The following is a 1,530-nucleotide window of genomic DNA, read 5'->3' on the forward strand; positions in this document are numbered from 1 at the left end:
TTGTGTATGGTTAGTGGCGTGTTTAAGCAACTAAGTTAGCAAATAAAAACCGAATAGAAAATCCGCGAGGATTTTCGTAAGTAAGCTAAAACTAGCCATTAATTATACACGGTGTTGTAGCCGGTTTTTTATTCTAATTTCCTGTGAATTAATGATATAGTAGATAAAATATCCAATGCATCTTGTTCATTAATTTCCCAAGTTATTTTAGGTGCATGAGCTGTAGTATTTCTAAACATTCCAAAAACACCTTTAATGAGATTCGCAAATCCTTTATGTTCACTTTTTTCAGTTTCTGTAGCCAAGTTGTTAATTTGAATCTTTGGGTCTTTGATTGAGAATGCTTTTTCTATAAGTTCAGAACCATCCTCAGAAAGACCTGTTTTCTGCCTAATTATTTCCGCAACACTTTTCGTAGCTTCAAAAACGGCATGGAAATAGTTATTTGAAAGTAATTCAGCCTTACAGAATTTGAATATTTCTTGATGTCCATTTCTGTTTTGAAGTTTAGATTTCAATCTATCTGCTCTTTCTTCTGCTTCTGATAAAGTTAAAGCAGTCTTTATTTTTTGTAGTGTGCCACTTTCCGAAATCTGGAAACCAGCAAAAGACATTTTTTGATTTAGTTCATCTCTTAATTCATTAAAAAGATTTGTATTACCTACATATCTTGAAGGGTCCATTGATAGTTTTACAAAGTTTAGGATATTATTTGAGGTTTGATTCTTATTCTGAAACTCCACGAATGAATTATAAATTCTTCTCCATTTAGTATTGACAGGGTCAACATCTTTAAGCTTGGCCATTTGTAGGATGTAACCTATTTCAGAACCAGTCAGCCCTCTGTTTGTATCTCCTATAGTTTTTGCAATTCCCTCAAGAATATTTGCACTTATTTGTTTTTGTCGATTCATTTTTAAATTGGCTACAACGGTTTCGTATATGATTTGTTGCGTGTTATAAGCGAGTAAGTTAGCAAATAAAAACTGAAATAGAAAAACCGTGAGGTTTTTCGACAGTAGGCTACAAGCAGCTATAAATTATATACATTGTTAGCTAACGTTTTTTCTTTTTACATGCTACTCCTTTGTGTATTTCCGGACGATTTGTTTTTCAGACGTTGTTTCATTTTTTACTTAAAGATCAAAAAGATCTCCGAATTATTATTTCGTTCATTTCCGCAAAGAGAATCAGTTTTGTTTATATCTAATTTTCGTGATATCAGAATCAGTTGATTTAAACATCTATTTTCAAATTTTTTAAACTGCGAACAGTTCAGCCGTACGTTTTGCCAGTCCGCTTATCATCCAAAAGTTGAGGATTGCTATAATATTGAATTAAAGAACTGAAGTTGGGTAAGCCGAAATTCGTGTGTAACGTTCCGCAAGAGTAAAAAATTCCAGCGTAATGTTTTTTTAAGATTCAGCTTTAAATTCTAACTTAGTTTTCTGAAGCAAATAAGTACAGAACTTGGTAAAAGCCTTGAAATTGTTGACACGCGCGAAATGTTTGCTAACGTGTTTGTGTATG

General features: G+C 32.6%; 1 protein-coding gene. It reads right to left on the reverse strand.

Going from position 1 to position 1,530, the window contains the following annotated elements; genetic code table 11:
* Positions 1-128: 128 nt before the first annotated feature.
* Complete coding sequence (locus tag KO504_RS13835; protein ID WP_215927813.1) at positions 129-914, reverse strand: TIGR02391 family protein; 786 nt, start codon at positions 912-914, stop codon at positions 129-131.
* Positions 915-1,530 lie beyond the last annotated feature (616 nt).

It is taken from the genome of Winogradskyella psychrotolerans (assembly GCF_018860565.1).
In the GTDB taxonomy this organism is placed as follows: Bacteria; Bacteroidota; Bacteroidia; order Flavobacteriales; family Flavobacteriaceae; genus Winogradskyella; species Winogradskyella damuponensis.